Origin of the sequence: Pseudomonas sp. Marseille-Q0931 (assembly GCF_940789645.1) — a bacterium.
In the GTDB taxonomy this organism is placed as follows: Bacteria; Pseudomonadota; Gammaproteobacteria; order Pseudomonadales; family Pseudomonadaceae; genus Aquipseudomonas.
Window position 1 is genome coordinate 125,270 of sequence record NZ_CALNWT010000016.1, and the last position, 18,092, is coordinate 143,361.

The window sequence follows — 18,092 nt, forward strand, 5'->3', positions numbered from 1 at the left end:
CTCCCCTCTCCCGCGGGAGAGGGGTCGGGGGAGAGGGTTGCGGTGCAGACCGCACCACCCTCTCCCGGCCCTTCGGGCCACCCTCTCCCGCAAGCGGGAGAGGGTCATCGGATGCCATCCCTGCGGGATGAATGTTTAATGCGCTACACCGGCTGCGCCGTGCTCGTCGATCAGCGCACCGTTGTGGAAGCGCTCGATGGAGAACGCCTTGGCCAGCGGATGCATCTCGCCCTTGGCCAGGCTGGCCGCGAACACGTGACCCGAACCCGGCGTGGCCTTGAAGCCACCGGTACCCCAACCGCAGTTGAAGTACAGATTCTTCACCGGCGTCTTGGCGATGATCGGGCAGGCATCCGGCGTGGTGTCGACGATGCCACCCCACTGGCGGTTCATGCGCACGCGCGAAAGCACCGGGAACATCTCGACGATGGCCTGCAGGGTGTGTTCGATGGTCGGATAGGAGCCGCGCTGACCGTAGCCGTTGTAGCCGTCGATGCCGGCGCCGATGACCAGGTCGCCCTTGTCCGATTGGCTGATGTAGCCGTGCACGGCGTTGGACATGATCACGGTGTCGATGATGGGTTTGATCGGCTCGGAGACCAGTGCCTGCAGCGGGTGCGACTCCAGCGGCAGGCGGAAGCCGGCGAGCTTGGCCAGGTGCCCGGAGTTACCGGCGGCGACCACGCCGACGCGCTTGGCGCCGATGAAGCCCTTGCTGGTTTCCACACCGATCACCGCGCCGTTTTCCTTGCGGAAACCGATCACTTCGGTTTGCTGGATCAGGTCGACGCCCAGGGCGTCGGCGGCGCGGGCAAAGCCCCAGGCCACGGCATCGTGGCGGGCCACGCCGCCACGGCGCTGCAGCGAAGCGCCAAGAATCGGGTAACGGGTGTTCTTCGAACAATCCAGGTAGGGGATCATCTCCGCCACCTGCTTGGCATCCACCACCTCGCCGTCAATACCGTTGAGGCGGTTGGCGCTGACGCGGCGCTCGATGTCACGCATGTCCTGCAGGGTGTGACCGAGGTTGAACACGCCACGCTGGGAGAACATGACGTTGTAGTTGAGGTCCTGGGACAGGCCTTCCCATAGCTTCATCGCGTGCTCGTAGAGGTGCGCGGACTCGTCCCACAGGTAGTTGGAACGCACGATGGTGGTGTTGCGCGCGGTGTTGCCACCGCCCAGCCAGCCCTTCTCCACCACGGCGACGTTCTTCACGCCGAATTCCTTGGCCAGGTAATAGGCCGTGGCCAGGCCGTGGCCGCCACCGCCGACGATGACCACGTCGTAAACCGGCTTGGGCGTTGGATTACGCCACATGCGCTGCCAGTTCTCATGATGGCTGAACGAGTGCTTGAACAGGCCGAAGCCGGAATAACGTTGCATGGGCATGCTCCAGGGTTCTACTGCCCTCTCGCGACTGCGCGAGAGGGACCGAGAGAGAGGGTTGGCTTAGCGATAGACCGGGTAATCCGCGCACAGCCCGGCCACCAGCTTGGCCACCTGCGCCTCGACATCGGCATCGCCGAGGTGGTCGAGGATGTCGCAGATCCAGCCAGCCAGCGCCTCGCACTGGGCGACCTTGAAACCACGGGTGGTCACGGCCGGGGTACCAATGCGGATGCCCGAGGTCACGAACGGCGATTGCGGGTCGTTCGGCACGGCGTTCTTGTTCACGGTGATGCCGGCGCGGCCCAGGGCAGCATCGGCTTCCTTACCGGTCAGGCCCTGCTTGATCAGGCTGAGCAGGAACAGGTGATTGTCGGTGCCGTCGGAGACCACCTCGAAGCCGCGCTCGACGAAGACCTTGGCCATGGCCTGGGCGTTGTCGATCACCTGCTGCTGGTAAGCCTTGAATTCAGGCTCCATGGCTTCCTTGAAGCACACGGCCTTGGCTGCGATCACGTGCATCAGCGGGCCGCCCTGGGCGCCCGGGAATACGGCGGAGTTGATCTTCTTCTCGATCTCTTCGTTGGCCTTGGCCAGGATCAGGCCGCCACGCGGACCGCGCAGGGTCTTGTGGGTGGTGGTGGTGACCACATCGGCGAACGGAATCGGGTTGGGATACAGGCCAGCAGCGACCAGACCCGCCACGTGCGCCATGTCGACGAACAGCAGCGCCCCGACCTTGTCGGCGATGGCACGGAAACGCGGGAAATCGAGGGTCTTGGAATAGGCGGAGAAACCGGCGACGATCATCTTCGGCTTGTGCTCGACCGCCAGACGCTCGACCTCGTCGTAGTCGATCAGGCCAGTGGCAGGGTTCAGACCATACTGCACGGCGTTGTACAGCTTGCCCGAGGACGACACCTTGGCGCCGTGGGTCAGGTGGCCGCCGTGGGCCAGGCTCATGCCCAGAATGGTGTCACCCGCGCTGAGCAGCGCCAGGTAGACAGCGGCGTTGGCGGACGAGCCGGAGTGCGGCTGGACGTTAGCGAAGTCGGCGCCGAACAGCTGCTTGGCGCGGTCGATGGCGAGCTGTTCGACCTTGTCGACGTACTCGCAGCCACCGTAATAGCGCTTGCCCGGATAGCCTTCGGCGTACTTGTTGGTCAGGCCGCTGCCCTGTGCTTCCATCACACGCTGGCTGCAGTAGTTTTCCGAGGCGATCAGCTCGATGTGCTCTTCCTGACGGCGTTCTTCCTGATTGATCGCCGCGAGCAACTCGTCGTCGTAACCCTGAATCTGATCTTGCTTGCTGAACATCTCGACTCTCCTGCAGCGCCTGTATACGGCGGTCTTGGACTGACGGGCCGGCAAGGCCCTGTGCAGCGATGGTAGGGCCGGCCCTGCCCCCTCAGATGCCTGCCAACGCCACGAGAGCATTCGTTTGCGACATGCCGCGTGTCGCAATCAGGCGCGTCGATACGAGGCTGTGGTTTTGCGCACAAATGGCGGGGATCAAGCTGTGGATAAACCGTGCATACAGCGCGCTGCGCCAGCGCCTGCGAGGGCTGCCGAGGAACGATCATTTCCTGATCGATATCAGCTACTTAGCAAGGCGAGACATGCACAGAAGTCGTGGATTAGCCTGTGGAAAAGCTGTCGATCAATGAGTGCAGGGCTCACCAGCTCTGAGCTCCGCGCGTGAGGACGATATCTGCACAGCGCAACAGGCCGCATGGCTTATCCACCAGCGACCGCTGAAGGGAAGAAAGACGGTTGGGGATATGCACAGAAGATGTGGATGAAAGTGTGCATAGCCTGTTCGACATAGGCTCCAAGCCAGGGCTGCCGCGGCCTTCCGGAAATCGCCTAAAAATTGAGCAGGAACAATAAGATAGGTTTAGCTTGTGCACAAATACTGTGGACTGTGTTGTGCACTGGCTGTGGAAATGCGTCGCCAGGCCAGAGCCCACAAGGCCCTGGCCTGACCGCGCACCAACTACTCAGATGGATGATTACGGCTTGAGCTTGCTGCTGCAGCTACTGGACGCATTCACCAGGCGCTGCTGCATGGCAGTGTCGGGAGGGGACTGACGGGTCATCTCGTGCAGCTCGGCCTCACTGAACTCTTCACTGACCTTGGTCGCGGCGCAGTCGCAATAAGCTCGCAATTGTGGCTCCTCATATCCCGCCGGCGCGCCAGCGATGCACTGCTGAACGAACTCGTTCTTCGCGCTATCCGACCACTCGGCAGCGGAAACGGGCAGCGCCACAGCCAGCGGCAGGGCAAGGGCGAGCAGGTGACGATAAGTCATATGAAACTCCTTCTCTGATTGCGAAGGGCGGGTCGAGTGCCGCCCTCTGGTAGGTGTGAACACCGCAGAAAGCCTCAAGTTCCATTGCGGAGCCGAACGGCGGTTCACCAACGGACCAGGCAGTACGCATCAGTGCAACAACTCGTCGCCGCCACGGACCCTCGGTCACAGGCCCTTGGAGTAAAGTGCACGCTTTGCCGGATGACCTGCCGGCAGGCTTTTCAGAAGGAACGCATCCATGCCCGACAATGCCCAGCAATTCGCCAGCGACAACTACTCCGGCATCTGTCCCGAAGCCTGGGCCGCCATGGCCGAGGCCAACCAGGGCCACCAGCGCGCCTACGGCGATGACGAGTGGACCGCCCGCGCCGCCGACCACTTCCGCCGCCTGTTCGAGACCGACTGCGAGGTGTTCTTCGCCTTCAACGGCACCGCCGCCAATTCGCTGGCCCTGGCCTCGCTGTGCCAGAGCTTCCATAGCGTGATCTGCTCGGAGACCGCTCACGTCGAGACCGACGAATGCGGCGCGCCGGAGTTCTTTTCCAACGGCTCCAAACTGCTGCTGGCCAAGACTGATAACGGCAAGCTGACGCCACAGGCGATCCGCGAAATCGCCCTCAAGCGCCAGGACATCCACTACCCGAAACCGCGTGTGGTCACCCTCACCCAGGCCACCGAAGTCGGCACCGTGTACCGCCCGGAAGAAGTCCGCGCCATCAGCCAGGTCTGCAAGGAGCTGAACCTCAACCTGCACATGGACGGCGCGCGCTTCTCCAATGCCTGCGCCTTCCTGGGCTGCAGCCCGGCGGAGCTGACCTGGAAGGCCGGCGTCGACGTGCTGTGCTTCGGCGGCACCAAAAACGGCATGGCAGTGGGCGAGGCAATCATCTTCTTCAACAAGGCGCTGGCCGAGGACTTCGACTATCGCTGCAAGCAGGCCGGCCAGCTGGCTTCGAAGATGCGCTACCTGTCGGCCCCCTGGGTCGGCATCCTGCAGAACGACGCCTGGCTGCGTTACGCCAACCACGCCAACCACTGCGCCCAGCTGCTCGCCTCGCTGGTCGAAGACGTGCCCGGCGTCAGCCTGATGTTCCCGGTCGAAGCCAACGGCGTGTTCCTGCAACTGTCCGAGCCGGCCATCGACGCCCTGACCGCACGCGGCTGGCGTTTCTATACCTTCATCGGTGCTGGCGGCGCGCGCTTCATGTGCTCGTGGGATACCGACGAAGCGCGAGTGCGTCAGTTGGCTGCGGATATTCGTGAGGTGATGGCCTGACCATCCGAGCGCCCCGAAATGCCCAAAGCACTTAGAGCGCTCCTGCCAATATTGGCCCTTGCAGTGCTGGGACAAGGGCATGCCACGTCGCGTCATCATGACGGCGAGGCGCAGGTTTGGATGAAAGATGGCGTGCTGTGCCTGGGAGCAGCCGAGACCTACGAGGTATCCGGCTTCCTCTCCAGCAGCGCTCGCCTCGATCAGAATCAGGTCGACCTGTATGCGCTGCAGGTCAATCAGCATTCGATACAGGCGTGGGAACTGAGCGCACCGCAAGGCAAGAAGCCATCGGCGGTGCGACTGGAACCAGGTGGCTGTATCGAGTACGGGCAGCCGCTCACCGGGCTGGAAACCCAGGCCCCACCCAGACCTCTTGCCCCTGGCGTCTATGAGGTGTTTTTACAGGCAGGCGACCAGAAAAAACGGCGCGCCTGGTTCTACAAACGCTTCTGCCTGGCTGGCGAGGCTGGAGCCTGGACGGTCACGCAAGCCAGGCGCGAGACTGGCACGCAGTCCTGGCAATGCGATGAATGATGGAAAGGCCGCATAGCGCCGCCTTTCCTTCCACTGACAGCAGCCTGATCCGCCATCAGTAGTCGATGGCGACATCCCCTTTCGGCACGCTGCAGCACGACAGAATGTAGCCTTCGGCCACGTCCTCGTCGGTGATCCCGCCGTTGTGCTCCATGTCCACTTCGCCCGCCGTCTTCATGACCTTGCAGGTGCCGCAGATGCCCATGCCGCAGGCCTTGGGAATATGCAGGCCGAGCTTGGCGGCAGCGGCATGCACGGTCTCGCCGGGCGCGACGCGAATGCTTTTGCCGGTGCTGGTGAACTCCACCTGATTGAGCTCGCCGACCGGCAATTCCGGCGCGTCGGCAGCTTCGGCTGCCAGCTCCTTGACCTCGGCACGAATCTCCGGCGGCGTCGGGCCGAAGGCTTCTTCGTGGTAGCGGCTCATGTCGTAGCCGGACGCTTCGAGCAGGCGCTTGACCGCACTCATGTAGGGCGTCGGGCCGCAGCAGAAAATCTCGCGTTCGAGGTAATCCGGCGCGATCAGCTCCAGCATCGTCTTGTTCAGATAACCCCGATAGCCAGCCCAGGCTTCGCCCAGGCCGTGCTTCTCGCAGATCACGTGCAGGCTGAAGTTATTGATGCGCGCAGCCATGTGTTCCAGCTCGCGCTGGTAGATGATGTCCTTCGGCGAACGGGCGCTGTGCACGAACACCATGTCGACGTTGGCGTTGGTGTCGTAGAACCAGCGCGCCATCGACATCACCGGAGTGATGCCAACGCCACCGGAAAGATACAGCACTTTTTCGGAGGGAAAATCGATGGCATTGAACAGCCCCACAGGGCCGTGCACCGGCACCTCGTCGCCTTCCTTGAGATTGTCGTGCAACCAGTTCGACACCTTGCCGCCCGGCACCCGTTTGATGGTGATGGAGAAGCTGTAGGGCACCGAGGGCGAGCTGGAAATGGTGTAAGAGCGCATGATCGGCTGACCGTCGATCTCCAGCTCCAGGGTGACGAATTGACCCGGCTTGAAGAAGAACAGCACCGGCAAGTCGGCCATGAAGCAGAAGGTGCGGACATCCCAGGTTTCCTGGATCACCTTGACGCAACGCACCAGATGGCGGCCGTTGGTCCAGGTTTGGGTGGTAACCGGGTTAAGGAAAGAGTTGGTGGTCATGACAGCTCTCCACGCGGCCGGATATCGGCCTATATGGCGCGGATTGTGCGAAAGCCCGCCGACCGTCATTTATCTGCCAGCGACATCCGCATGCTTATCGCGACCTGCCTGATAGCACGGGGCCTGACGCGTCGGAAACAAATCCAGGCATGTCGCCCATGGATAAGGATTGCCCATCGGCCGGATCCACACTCCGCCTCACCAAGCATGCGCGCCCGTTGCAGGCGGCAGCGATTGATCGACACCTTGCGGCACATACCGTATCAGCCACTTTTTTCGGCAGGCGCGCCGCGCCCGCCACCGAGGAGCCAACATGGACTGCACCCAAAACCTGAGCCTGGGCGACCCACTGGAGCCCGTCCGCAAGGCCACCGCCCAGATGCTGCACGAGCGCGACCACACTTTCTCGCTGCCGCAGCCCTTCTATAACGACGAGCGCCTGTTCCAGGTCGACATGCAGGAGATCTTCCACAAGGAATGGCTGATCGCCGGCATGACCTGCGAGATCCCTGCCAAGGGCAACTTCCTCACCGTGCAGATCGGCGACAACCCGATCCTGGTCATCCGCGGCGCCGAAGGTCAGATCCACGCCTTTCACAATGTCTGCCGTCACCGCGGCTCGCGTCTGTGCGTCTCCGACAAGGGCAAGGTCGCCAAGCTGGTGTGCCCGTACCACCAGTGGACCTACGAGCTGGACGGCCGCCTGCTGTTCGCCGGCACCGAAATGGGCGCCGACTTCGATCTCAAGGACTACAGCCTCAAACCCGTGCAGTGCAAGACCGCTGGCGGCTTCATCTTCATCAGCCTGGCGGAAAATCCGCCGGCCATCGACGAATTCCTTGCGACCCTGGCTCACTACATGGAGCCTTACGACATGGAGAACACCAAGGTCGCGGTCCAGAGCAGCATGCGTGAACAGGCCAACTGGAAGCTGGTGCTGGAGAACAACCGCGAGTGCTACCACTGCAACGGTTCGCACCCGGAACTGCTCAACACCCTCCTGGAATGGGACGACGTCACCGACCCGCGCGCCAGCCAGGCGTTCAAGGACCAGGTTGCCGAGTGCACCACCCGCTGGGACAGGGACAACATTCCCTACGCTCACGCCAGCTTCGGCCTGCGTAACCGCATCGTGCGCATGCCGCTGCTCAAGGGCACCGTATCCATGACCATGGACGGCAAGCAGGGCAGCAAGAAGCTGATGGGCCGCATCACCGATCCGGATCTGGGCTCGATGCGCATCCTGCACCTGCCGCACTCGTGGAACCACTGCATGGGCGATCACCTGATCAACTTCACCGTGTGGCCGATCAGTGCCCAGGAATCGATCGTCGTCACCAAGTGGCTGGTGCACAAGGATGCGGTCGAGGGCGTCGACTACGACGTGGCGCGCCTGCGCGAAGTCTGGGATGCCACCAACGATCAGGACCGCCGTCTGGGCGAAGAAAACCAGCGCGGCATCAACTCCACCGCCTACCAGCCTGGCCCGTACTCCAAGACCTACGAGTTCGGCGTGATCAACTTCCTCGACTGGTACAGCGAACGCATGCTCAACAACCTCGACGACACCCCAGCGCAGAACCTGCGCCAGGTAGCAGGCGAGTGATGACGATCAGCCTGTTGGTGCTGATTGGGCTGACGGCCTACGGCTTATTGGCCTGCCGACCGAACCCAGGCTGAATCGATACGAGAAACCCCAGCTCCGCAAGGAGGCCGGGGTTTTCTTTTGCCGCCCAGCTCCGCTCAGGCGGCATTGAGCCGAAAATTCTCGGGAGCAATGTCTGACGCCGACGCGCGACACCCGAGAGCTCCACGCAAGGTATGACAGACCATGAAAAAAAGCCCCGCCAGATCGCTCTGGCGGGGCTTTGCTTTTACCTGCAGCTTGAAGCTTGCCGCTTGCGGCCGCTCTTAGACCTTGGCGCGCTCGAAGCGCTTGCGGTCGTTCTCGTTCAGGTACTTCTTGCGCAGACGGATCGACTTCGGCGTCACTTCCACTAGCTCGTCATCGGCGATGAATTCCAGCGCCTGTTCGAGGGTGAACTTGATCGGCGGAACAAGGGCGATGACTTCGTCCTTGCCGGAAGCGCGCATGTTGTCGAGCTTCTTGCCCTTGGTGGGGTTGATCACCAGGTCGTTGTCACGGCTGTTGATACCGGCCAGCTGACCTTCGTAGATCTCCTGGCCCGGCTCGAGGAACAGCTTGCCGCGCGCTTGCAGGGTTTCCAGCGAGTAGGTCAGCGCGGTGCCGGTGGCCATGGAGACCAGTACGCCGTTCTGGCGGTTGCTCACTTCGCCGGCCTTGATCGCGCCGTAGTGGCTGAAGGTCGAGGTCAGGATGCCGCTGCCCGAGGTCAGGGTCAGGAAGTTGTTACGGAAGCCGATCAGGCCGCGCGCCGGGATGGTGTACTCCAGGCGGATACGACCCTTGCCATCAGGAACCATGTTGGTCAGATCGCCCTTGCGCAGGCCCATCTGCTCCATCACCGAACCCTGGTGCTGTTCTTCGATGTCGATGGTGACGTTCTCGTACGGTTCCTGCTTCTCGCCGGCCTCGTTCTCGATGATCACCACTTCCGGACGGCCTACGGCCAGTTCGAAGCCTTCGCGGCGCATGGTTTCGATCAGTACCGACAGGTGCAGCTCACCACGACCGGAGACCTTGAACTTCTCCGGGGTCTCGCCCGGCTCGACGCGCAGGGCGACGTTGTGCAGCAGTTCCTTCTCCAGACGATCCTTGATGTTGCGGCTGGTGACGAACTTGCCTTCCTTGCCGGCGAACGGCGAGTCGTTGACCTGGAAGGTCATGCTAACGGTCGGTTGGTCGACGGTCAGCGGCGGCAGCGCTTCGACGTTGTTCTGGTCGCACAGGGTGTCTGAGATGAACAGCTCATCCATGCCCGATACGCAGACGATGTCGCCAGCCTGGGCTTCCTGAACTTCGACGCGCTGCAGGCCGGAGTGGCCCATGATCTTGAGGATACGGCCGTTGCGGCGCTTGCCGTCGGCACCGATGGCGGTTACCGGGCTGTTGGCCTTGACGGTGCCGCGGGCGATGCGGCCGATACCGATGACGCCGAGGAAGCTGTTGTAGTCCAGCTGCGAAATCTGCATCTGGAACGGGCCGTTGACGTCGACAACCGGAGCCGGGACGTGGTCGACGATGGCCTGGAACAGCGCGTCCATGTTGTCGTCCATCTTCTCGTGGTCCATGCCGGCGATGCCGTTCAGGGCCGAGGCGTAGACGATCGGGAAGTCCAGCTGCTCGTCGGTGGCGCCGAGGTTGTCGAACAGGTCGAAGATCTGGTCGATGACCCAGTCAGGACGCGCGCCCGGACGGTCGATCTTGTTGACCACGACGATCGGACGCAGGCCGGCCTTGAACGCCTTCTGGGTCACGAAACGGGTTTGCGGCATCGGGCCGTCCTGGGCGTCGACCACCAGCAGTACGGAGTCGACCATCGACATTACGCGCTCTACTTCACCACCGAAGTCGGCGTGCCCGGGGGTGTCGACGATGTTGATGTTGTAGTCGCCCCACTTCAGCGCAGTGTTCTTGGCCAGAATGGTGATGCCGCGCTCTTTTTCCTGGTCATTGGAGTCCATGACGCGCTCGTTTTCCGCTTCTTTGCGGTCGAGGGTGCCAGACAGACGCAGCAGTTTGTCGACGAGGGTGGTCTTGCCATGGTCGACGTGGGCGATGATGGCGATGTTGCGCAGATTTTCGATCACTGTGTGTATCTCGATCAGAGGATTCGGTGTGTCGCCCAGCCTGGACGACGAATATGAAGAAAATTGTTTCAGCGAACCAAGTAGGGCATCGCTTAAAGCGCTAGGTCGGGAGGGCGATGGCGGATACTCCCGCCATTAAGCCCCGGCGTCCTATGCCGGACGATAAACGCGCACATTGGCGTGTCCCTCGCTCAGCAGGTGATGGGCATGCAGGCGGCTCATGACGCCCTTGTCGCAATACAGCAGGTACTGGCGGTTCTCATCCAGTTCCTTGAATTTGTTGTTCAGCGCATAGAACGGCAGCGCCTGCACTTCGATGCCCGGCACGTCCAGCGGCTCGTCTTCGGCGGCATCGGGGTGGCGGATATCGATGACGATCTGCCCGGCCAGCGCTTCACGCACTTCCTCGACTTGCACGTCCTTGCCCAGTTCGTCGATCACGCGGTCGATGGGCAATTGGGTGGCGCGCTCCAGGGCACGCTCGAGGATGGCCATGTCGAACTGCGCCTCCTCCTTCTCCACGCGATAACCACGGGCCTTGGTGGTCGGGTTGACCGAGATCACGCCGCAGTACTCGGGCATGTTCTTGGCGAACTCGGCGGTGCCGATTTGCGTGGCGGTGTCGATGATGTCCTGCTTGTGGCTGGCGATCAGCGGGCGCATGACAAGCATGTCGGTGGCCGAATCGATTACTGCCAGGTTGGTCAGGGTCTGGCTCGAGACCTGGCTGATCGCCTCGCCAGTCACCAGCGCCTCAATCTGCAACTTTTCGGCAACACGGGTGGCAGCGCGCAGCATCATGCGCTTGAGGATCACGCCCATCTGGCTGTTGTCGACCTTGCCGAGAATCTCGCCGACCACTTCCTCGAACGGCACGCTGACGAACAGCACGCGCTGCGAGCGGCCGAACTTCTGCCAGATGTAGTGCGCCACTTCCATCACGCCCAGTTCATGGGCACGACCACCTAGATTGAAGAAGCAGAAGTGGCTGACCAGACCGCGGCGCATCATCTGGTAGGCCGCGACGGTGGAGTCGAAGCCGCCGCTCATCAGCACCAGAGTCTGCTCCAGCGAACCCAGCGGGTAGCCGCCGAGGCCTTCGTGACGGTTGTGCACCACGAACAGGCGCTGGTCGCGAATCTCCATGCGCACTTCGACTTCCGGCTTCTTCAGATCGATGCCGGCCGCACCGCATTCCTGGCGCAGACGCGAACCGACATGGCGCTCGACGTCGATGGAGCTGAACGCGTGCTTGCCGCCACGCTTGCAGCGCACGGCGAAGATCTTGCCCGGCAGTTGGTCGGCATAGTGGCGCTTGCAGTGCTCGGTGATCTCGTCCAGATTGCCCAGCGGATATTCGTTGACTTCGAGGAACAGGCCGATACCCGGCGTGTTGCGCAGGCGTTCGGTCATCTCGGCCAGGAGCTTGGCGTCGTCCAGGTCGGTCTCGACCTCCAGGTTGTCCCACACACCGGTGACCCGCAGATCGGGGTCAAGATCGCGCAGCACGGCGCGGATGTTCTTCCCCAACTGGCGGATGAACTGCTTGCGCACCGGGCGACTCTTGATGGTGATTTCAGGGAAAACTTTGACGATCAGCTTCATGAATAGGCCGCCCACTTCGGGGACGAAAAAACAGGGGCGCGGATTATAGCGGAAATTGTTCAAGCTTTGACCAAAAATACTGCAGCACCAAGATGGCGCACCAAAATAGGTCTTTTGCATAAATTGCAGCCCTTAAATGGTGCAAAACTCAAAGCGAAATCGCTGCGCAGGCGGCGCAGCGCCTGAGTTTCGCGGCCTCTGCCCAATAAAGGGCACTGGCATGCAATTTGCTCCCTTGTGAGGCAGGTTGCCCTGAAGGACTATCCCGCCGGGCTTCACCGCACATATCGGGGCTCCACTAAGCGAGCCTTTTCCATCTGGAGGACAACATGTCTAAGGCTGTTCAACTGATCAAAGAACATGACGTGAAGTGGGTAGACCTGCGCTTCACCGACACCAAGGGCAAGCAGCACCACGTGACCATGCCGGCCCGTGACGCCCTGGACGAAGACTTCTTCGAGCACGGCAAGATGTTCGATGGCTCGTCCATCCATGGCTGGAAAGGCATCGAAGCCTCCGACATGATCCTGATGCCGGTCGACGAAACCTCCGTGCTAGACCCGTTCACCGAAGAGCCGACCCTGATCATCGTTTGCGACATCATCGAGCCGAGCACCATGCAGGGCTACGATCGTGACCCGCGCTCCATCGCCAAGCGTGCCGAAGAGTTCCTGAAAACCACCGGCATCGGTGACACCGTATTCGTCGGCCCGGAGCCCGAGTTCTTCATCTTCGACGAAGTGAAGTTCAAGTCCGACATCTCCGGCTCCATGTTCAAGATCTACTCCGAGCAAGGCTCCTGGATGACCGATCAGGACGTGGAAGGCGGCAACAAGGGCCACCGTCCGGCCGTCAAGGGCGGTTACTTCCCTGTTCCGCCGTGCGACCACGACCACGAAATCCGTACTGCCATGTGTAATGCCATGGAAGAAATGGGCCTGGTCGTCGAAGTGCACCACCACGAAGTGGCCACTGCCGGTCAGAACGAAATCGGCGTGAAGTTCAACACCCTGGTCGCCAAGGCTGACGAAGTTCAGACCCTCAAGTACTGCGTGCACAACGTGGCCGACGCCTATGGCAAGACCGCTACCTTCATGCCGAAGCCGCTGTACGGCGACAACGGTTCGGGCATGCACGTGCACATGTCGATCTCCAAGGACGGCAAGAACACCTTCGCAGGCGAAGGCTATGCCGGTCTATCCGAGACCGCGCTGTACTTCATCGGCGGCATCATCAAGCACGGTAAGGCCCTGAACGGCTTCACCAACCCGTCGACCAACTCCTACAAGCGTCTGGTTCCGGGCTTCGAAGCTCCGGTCATGCTGGCCTACTCGGCTCGCAACCGCAGCGCCTCGATCCGTATTCCGTACGTTTCCAGCCCGAAAGCCCGCCGTATCGAAGCGCGCTTCCCGGACCCGGCTGCCAACCCGTACCTGTGCTTCGCTGCACTGCTGATGGCCGGTCTGGACGGTATCCAGAACAAGATCCACCCGGGCGATGCCGCCGACAAGAACCTGTACGATCTGCCGCCGGAAGAAGGCAAGCTGATCCCGCAGGTCTGCGGCAGCCTGAAAGAAGCCCTGGAAGAGCTGGACAAGGGCCGCGCGTTCCTGACCAAGGGCGGCGTGTTCTCCGACGACTTCATCGATGCCTACATCGAGCTGAAATCGGAAGAAGAAATCAAGGTACGCACCTTCGTGCACCCGCTGGAATACGACCTGTACTACAGCGTCTAAGCCAGTCTGCGCCGCCTCGTGCGGCGCTTTCGAAAGCCCCGCCCGGCTCTGCCTGGCGGGGCTTTTTTATGGGCACGCAGCAACACCATGCCCTGTAGGAGCGAGCTCTGCTCGCGAAGCTCTCCAGGTCGCCAGGTTCGCGAGCAGAGCTCGCTCCTACGGCAGATCCGAGTCCACTTTTTGTAGCCAAACATCACAGCCAAGGCGCCCTGCGCTTGCCAGGAACCGATTGCAGTGCAAGGCTTAGCGCATCACCCGAGGAGGGATCGGCCCATGCGCCCATTACTCGCCTGCCTGTTGCTTACCCTGGCCCTGCCGGTCAGTGCGCAGATTTACAAATACACCGATGCCAACGGCAACACGGTCTTCACCAATCAGCCGCCGGATGGCACGGCCGCCGAGAGCGTCGAACTGCCGCCGACCAACACGGTGGAGATGCAGACGCCCAGCCTGCCAGCGCCCGAAGACGACGCCCCGACGCAGAGCGAAGCGCCCTACGCCGAGCTGAGCCTGACTGGCATTCCGGATGATGAGGCCATGCGCGCCAACAACGGTACCTTCATCGTCGGCGTGAACATTCAGCCGCGCCTGCAACCCGGTCACCGCCTGCGCCTGATCCTCGATGGCGAACCCTATGGTCAGGCCAGCAACGTGCCGAGCCTGCAATTGACCAACCTGGACCGCGGCGAGCACGCACTGGCCGTGGCCGTGATGGATGGCGAGCGCATCGTCCAGCAGAGCGCCACCGAAACCTTTACCGTGCAGCGCATCAGCCTGAACAGTCCGGCGCGCCAGACACCACCACCGCCTCCCCGTCCAACACCGAAGCCTGTCAATTGACCATACGATTTCCGCTCATCCTGCTTGCGCTCGTCGCGCCGTTCGCGTTTGGCCAGGTCTACACCTACATCGACGCCGAAGGTAACCGCGTATTCACCGACAAGCCGCGCAGCAGCAATGCCGAGCGTGTGATGCTCGCGCCCTCCAACAGCGTGGAGTTGAGCCAGCCCACGCCCACGGTGCGCGCGACCCCGCCCGCCGTCACCAAGCCGACCGTGCACTATCAATTGCTGCGCATCCTCCTGCCGGAGCCGGACGCCTCGATCCACAACGGCTCTGGGGACATGATCGTCACCCTCAATAGCGAGCCGGGCCTGCTGCCCGGCCATAGTTACCGCCTGCTGCTGAACGGCGAGCCACAGGGCGAAATCAGCCGCAGCCCGGTGTTTTCCCTGCGGCATGTCGACCGCGGCACGCACCAACTGGTGGCAGAGATCATCGACTCTGCTGGCCTCATCGTCGAGCGCACGCCGGCGCAGCCCTTCCACATGCACCGCATGAGCCTGGCGCAGAAGCGCAAGGTCAACCCGTGCAAGAAGGATGAATACGGCGTACGGCCCGAATGCCCGCTGAAAGACAAACCCAAGGAAGAAGTCAGCATCCTTCCTTTCCTCTGAAAGCAGATTGCACCTTAATGGTGCAATCTGGCGCACCACCTCCTAAGCTCTCCCTGTTTTGGGTCGCTTTTCGCTACCCAACTGCGCCGCTACGCCCCCAAAACCTGCCAGACCACACACATCATGCGTCTTTTCGGGGCCTTGGTTTGCTTCTTGCATTTTCCTGCCCATCGCCGGAACGCACTGCCTATGACCATCAACGACGCGCTGCACCGACTGCTACTCGACAACCTGACCACCGCCACCCTGCTGCTCGACAGCCAACTGTGCCTTGAGTACATGAACCCGGCGGCGGAAATGCTCCTGGCCGTCAGCGGCCAGCGCAGCCATGGTCAGTTCATCAGTGACCTGTTCACCGAATCGCCCGAGGCGCTTTCGTCGCTGCGCCAAGCGGTGGAGCAGGCGCATCCGTTCAACAAGCGTGAAGCCGTGCTGACCTCGGTCACCGGCCAGACGCTGACCGTGGACTATGCGGTGACGCCACTGTTCAGCAAGGGCGAAACCCTGCTGCTGCTGGAGGTGCATCCGCGCGATCGCTTGCTGCGCATCACCAAGGAAGAGGCGCAGCTGTCCAAGCAGGAGACCACCAAACTGCTGGTGCGCGGCCTGGCCCACGAGATCAAGAACCCGCTCGGCGGCATCCGCGGCGCCGCGCAACTGCTCTCGCGCGAGCTGCCCAACGAAGACCTCAAGGACTACACCAACGTCATCATCGAAGAGGCCGACCGCCTGCGCAATCTGGTCGACCGCATGCTCGGCTCGAACAAGCTGCCGTCGCTGGCGATGACCAACGTGCACGAGGTGCTCGAGCGCGTCGCCAACCTGATCGAGGCGGAAAGCCAGGGCGGCATCACCCTGGTGCGCGATTACGACCCGAGCATTCCGGACCTGATGATCGACCGCGAGCAGATGATCCAGGCCGTGCTCAACATCGTGCGCAACGCCATGCAGGCCATCGCCGGGCAGAAGCACGACATGGGCCTGGGCCGCATCAGCCTGCGCACCCGCACCCTGCGCCAGTTCACCATCGGCCACACACGCCACCGCCTGGTGGTCAAGGTCGAGATCATCGACAACGGCCCCGGCATCCCGGCCGAACTGCAGGAAACCATCTTCTATCCCATGGTCAGCGGGCGTGCCGACGGCACCGGCCTGGGCCTGGCCATTACCCAGAACATCATCAGTCAGCACCAAGGTCTGATCGAGTGCGAGAGCCACCCTGGCCACACCGTATTCTCGATCTTCCTGCCGCTGGAACAAGGAGCGCCCACGCCATGAGCCGCAGTGAAACCGTCTGGATTGTCGACGACGATCGTTCCATCCGCTGGGTCCTGGAAAAGGCCCTGCAGCAGGAAGGCATGACCACTCAGAGTTTCGACAGTGCCGACGGTGTACTCGCCCGCCTGACCCGCCAGCAGCCGGACGTGATCATCTCCGATATTCGTATGCCCGGCGCCAGCGGCCTCGACCTGCTGGCACGGATCCGCGAGCTGTATCCGCGCCTGCCGGTCATCATCATGACCGCGCATTCGGACCTGGACAGCGCGGTGGCCAGCTACCAGGGCGGCGCGTTCGAGTACCTGCCCAAGCCGTTCGACGTCGACGAGGCGGTCTCGCTGGTCAAGCGCGCCTTTCAGCATGCGCAGGAACAGCAGAGCCTGGCCGCCCCCGCCGCGCAGGCACGCACCCCGGAAATCATCGGCGAGGCGCCGGCGATGCAGGAGGTGTTCCGCGCCATCGGCCGCCTGTCCCACTCCAATATCACCGTGCTGATCAATGGCGAATCCGGTACCGGCAAGGAGCTGGTGGCACACGCCCTGCATCGCCACAGTCCGCGTGCGGCGGCGCCCTTCATTGCCCTGAACATGGCGGCCATTCCCAAGGACCTGATGGAGTCCGAGCTGTTCGGCCACGAGAAAGGAGCCTTCACCGGCGCGGCCAACCAGCGTCGCGGGCGCTTCGAGCAGGCCGACGGCGGCACCCTGTTTCTCGACGAGATCGGCGACATGCCGGCCGACACCCAGACCCGCCTGCTGCGCGTGCTGGCCGATGGCGAGTTCTACCGTGTCGGCGGCCACACCCCGGTGAAGGTGGACGTGCGCATCATCGCCGCCACCCACCAGAACCTGGAAACCCTGGTGCAAGCCGGCAAATTCCGTGAAGACCTGTTCCACCGCCTCAACGTCATCCGCATCCACATTCCGCGCCTGGCCGACCGCCGCGAGGACATCCCGACCCTGGCCCACCATTTCCTTGCCCGCGCGGCACAGGAGCTGGCGGTGGAGCCGAAGCTGCTCAAGAGCGAAACCGAGGATTACCTCAAGCACCTGCCCTGGCCGGGCAACGTGCGCCAGCTGGAGAACACCTGCCGCTGGATCACCGTCATGGCCTCGGGTCGTGAAGTGCATGTCGACGACCTGCCGCCGGAGTTGCTGACTCAGCCGCAGGACGCCGCCCCGGTAACCAACTGGGAGCAGGCCTTGCGCCTATGGGCCGATCAGGCCCTGGCACGCGGCCAGTCCAGCCTGCTCGACACCGCCGTGCCCGCTTTCGAACGTATCATGATCGAGACCGCGCTCAAGCACACTGCCGGCCGCCGCCGCGACGCCGCGCTGCTGCTAGGCTGGGGTCGCAACACCCTGACGCGCAAGATCAAGGAACTGGGCATGAAAGTCGACGGCGCGGACGACGACGACAGCGACGACTGATCCTGCCGGCAGCAATGAAAAGGGCATCCCGCGGGATGCCCTTTTCATTCCCCGGATTGCAACCGGGCTACGACGCTTGTCTCCCCTCTCCCGCTTGCGGGGCTTGAGCGGAAACAGCGAAGCATCGCTTCGCCCGCTCAAGCGCCCTGAGCTCTGCGAGGGGCCGGGGCGCATAGCGGGGGCC

The 18,092-nt window shown here is 62.5% G+C and carries 14 protein-coding genes; 8 read left to right on the top strand and 6 right to left on the bottom strand.

The annotated features are described in order from the left end of the window. Positions 1 to 135: 135 nt before the first annotated feature. From P3C50_RS21270 to P3C50_RS21280, 3 genes are all read right to left on the bottom strand, one after another. Positions 136 to 1,386 (bottom strand): sarcosine oxidase subunit beta family protein, encoded by a 1,251-nt coding sequence (locus P3C50_RS21270; RefSeq protein ID WP_275547507.1) that lies wholly within the window; start codon positions 1,384 to 1,386, stop codon positions 136 to 138. A gap of 66 nt (positions 1,387 to 1,452) precedes the next feature. Then, positions 1,453 to 2,706 (bottom strand): serine hydroxymethyltransferase, encoded by a 1,254-nt coding sequence (gene glyA, locus P3C50_RS21275; protein ID WP_275547508.1) that lies wholly within the window; start codon positions 2,704 to 2,706, stop codon positions 1,453 to 1,455. A gap of 695 nt (positions 2,707 to 3,401) precedes the next feature. Next, positions 3,402 to 3,701: a hypothetical protein gene (locus P3C50_RS21280; RefSeq protein ID WP_197856833.1), complete on the bottom strand. Its 300-nt coding sequence runs from the start codon at positions 3,699 to 3,701 to the stop codon at positions 3,402 to 3,404. Between the two features lie 238 nt (positions 3,702 to 3,939). On the opposite strand from P3C50_RS21280, the gene P3C50_RS21285 reads away from it, so the two are divergent. Together P3C50_RS21285 and P3C50_RS21290 are read left to right on the top strand one after the other, a co-directional pair. Further along, a complete protein-coding gene (locus P3C50_RS21285) occupies positions 3,940 to 4,977 on the top strand; it encodes a low specificity L-threonine aldolase (protein ID WP_275547509.1) in 1,038 nt (345 codons plus the stop codon). Between the two features lie 120 nt (positions 4,978 to 5,097). Continuing rightward, positions 5,098 to 5,511: a hypothetical protein gene (locus tag P3C50_RS21290; protein ID WP_275547510.1), complete on the top strand. Its 414-nt coding sequence runs from the start codon at positions 5,098 to 5,100 to the stop codon at positions 5,509 to 5,511. A gap of 55 nt (positions 5,512 to 5,566) precedes the next feature. Here P3C50_RS21290 and gbcB read toward each other — a convergent pair whose 3' ends face one another. Beyond that, the gene (gene gbcB / locus P3C50_RS21295) at positions 5,567 to 6,670 is read right to left on the bottom strand and encodes a glycine-betaine demethylase subunit GbcB (RefSeq protein ID WP_275547511.1); all 1,104 of its coding nucleotides are present in this window, start codon (positions 6,668 to 6,670) and stop codon (positions 5,567 to 5,569) included. Between the two features lie 313 nt (positions 6,671 to 6,983). On the opposite strand from gbcB, the gene gbcA reads away from it, so the two are divergent. Further along, positions 6,984 to 8,276, top strand: a complete 1,293-nt coding sequence (gene gbcA, locus P3C50_RS21300; RefSeq protein WP_275547512.1) for a glycine-betaine demethylase subunit GbcA — start codon at positions 6,984 to 6,986, stop codon at positions 8,274 to 8,276. A 305-nt stretch (positions 8,277 to 8,581) separates the two neighbouring features. Here gbcA and typA read toward each other — a convergent pair whose 3' ends face one another. Together typA and thiI are read right to left on the bottom strand one after the other, a co-directional pair. Then, positions 8,582 to 10,402 carry a translational GTPase TypA gene (gene typA, locus P3C50_RS21305; RefSeq protein WP_197856829.1) on the bottom strand — a complete coding sequence of 607 codons (1,821 nt, stop codon included), beginning with the start codon at positions 10,400 to 10,402 and terminating at the stop codon, positions 8,582 to 8,584. Between the two features lie 150 nt (positions 10,403 to 10,552). Next, positions 10,553 to 12,007 carry a tRNA uracil 4-sulfurtransferase ThiI gene (gene thiI, locus P3C50_RS21310; RefSeq protein ID WP_275547513.1) on the bottom strand — a complete coding sequence of 485 codons (1,455 nt, stop codon included), beginning with the start codon at positions 12,005 to 12,007 and terminating at the stop codon, positions 10,553 to 10,555. A gap of 329 nt (positions 12,008 to 12,336) precedes the next feature. Between thiI and glnA the strand changes: the two genes are divergently transcribed. The 5 genes from glnA to ntrC all read left to right on the top strand — a co-directional run bounded on the left by glnA (position 12,337) and on the right by ntrC (position 17,908). After that, on the top strand, positions 12,337 to 13,743 hold the full coding sequence (gene glnA / locus P3C50_RS21315) for a glutamate--ammonia ligase (RefSeq protein WP_013717510.1): 1,407 nt from the start codon (positions 12,337 to 12,339) through the stop codon (positions 13,741 to 13,743). A 273-nt stretch (positions 13,744 to 14,016) separates the two neighbouring features. Then, complete coding sequence (locus P3C50_RS21320) at positions 14,017 to 14,583, top strand: DUF4124 domain-containing protein (protein ID WP_275547514.1); 567 nt, start codon at positions 14,017 to 14,019, stop codon at positions 14,581 to 14,583. A 2-nt stretch (positions 14,584 to 14,585) separates the two neighbouring features. After that, entirely contained in the window at positions 14,586 to 15,200 is a 615-nt protein-coding gene (locus tag P3C50_RS21325) for a DUF4124 domain-containing protein (protein ID WP_275547518.1), read from the top strand. Positions 15,201 to 15,389: 189 nt separating this feature from the next. Next, positions 15,390 to 16,478: a nitrogen regulation protein NR(II) gene (gene glnL / locus P3C50_RS21330; RefSeq protein ID WP_275547515.1), complete on the top strand. Its 1,089-nt coding sequence runs from the start codon at positions 15,390 to 15,392 to the stop codon at positions 16,476 to 16,478. Beyond that, the gene (gene ntrC, locus P3C50_RS21335) at positions 16,475 to 17,908 is read left to right on the top strand and encodes a nitrogen regulation protein NR(I) (RefSeq protein WP_197856824.1); all 1,434 of its coding nucleotides are present in this window, start codon (positions 16,475 to 16,477) and stop codon (positions 17,906 to 17,908) included. The genes glnL and ntrC overlap by 4 nt, the downstream gene beginning before the upstream one ends. Positions 17,909 to 18,092: the final 184 nt, after the last annotated feature.

What these genes read in the sequence shown, in the direction of transcription:
- P3C50_RS21285 (WP_275547509.1), top strand. Translation starts at nt 3,940, where the DNA reads ATGCCCGACAATGCCCAGCAATTCGCCAGCGACAACTACTCCGGCATC.
- P3C50_RS21270 (WP_275547507.1), bottom strand. Translation starts at nt 1,386, where the DNA reads ATGCAACGTTATTCCGGCTTCGGCCTGTTCAAGCACTCGTTCAGCCAT.
- glyA (WP_275547508.1), bottom strand. Translation starts at nt 2,706, where the DNA reads ATGTTCAGCAAGCAAGATCAGATTCAGGGTTACGACGACGAGTTGCTC.
- glnA (WP_013717510.1), top strand. Translation starts at nt 12,337, where the DNA reads ATGTCTAAGGCTGTTCAACTGATCAAAGAACATGACGTGAAGTGGGTA.
- ntrC (WP_197856824.1), top strand. Translation starts at nt 16,475, where the DNA reads ATGAGCCGCAGTGAAACCGTCTGGATTGTCGACGACGATCGTTCCATC.
- glnL (WP_275547515.1), top strand. Translation starts at nt 15,390, where the DNA reads ATGACCATCAACGACGCGCTGCACCGACTGCTACTCGACAACCTGACC.
- gbcA (WP_275547512.1), top strand. Translation starts at nt 6,984, where the DNA reads ATGGACTGCACCCAAAACCTGAGCCTGGGCGACCCACTGGAGCCCGTC.
- P3C50_RS21280 (WP_197856833.1), bottom strand. Translation starts at nt 3,701, where the DNA reads ATGACTTATCGTCACCTGCTCGCCCTTGCCCTGCCGCTGGCTGTGGCG.
- gbcB (WP_275547511.1), bottom strand. Translation starts at nt 6,670, where the DNA reads ATGACCACCAACTCTTTCCTTAACCCGGTTACCACCCAAACCTGGACC.
- P3C50_RS21320 (WP_275547514.1), top strand. Translation starts at nt 14,017, where the DNA reads ATGCGCCCATTACTCGCCTGCCTGTTGCTTACCCTGGCCCTGCCGGTC.
- P3C50_RS21290 (WP_275547510.1), top strand. Translation starts at nt 5,098, where the DNA reads ATGAAAGATGGCGTGCTGTGCCTGGGAGCAGCCGAGACCTACGAGGTA.
- thiI (WP_275547513.1), bottom strand. Translation starts at nt 12,007, where the DNA reads ATGAAGCTGATCGTCAAAGTTTTCCCTGAAATCACCATCAAGAGTCGC.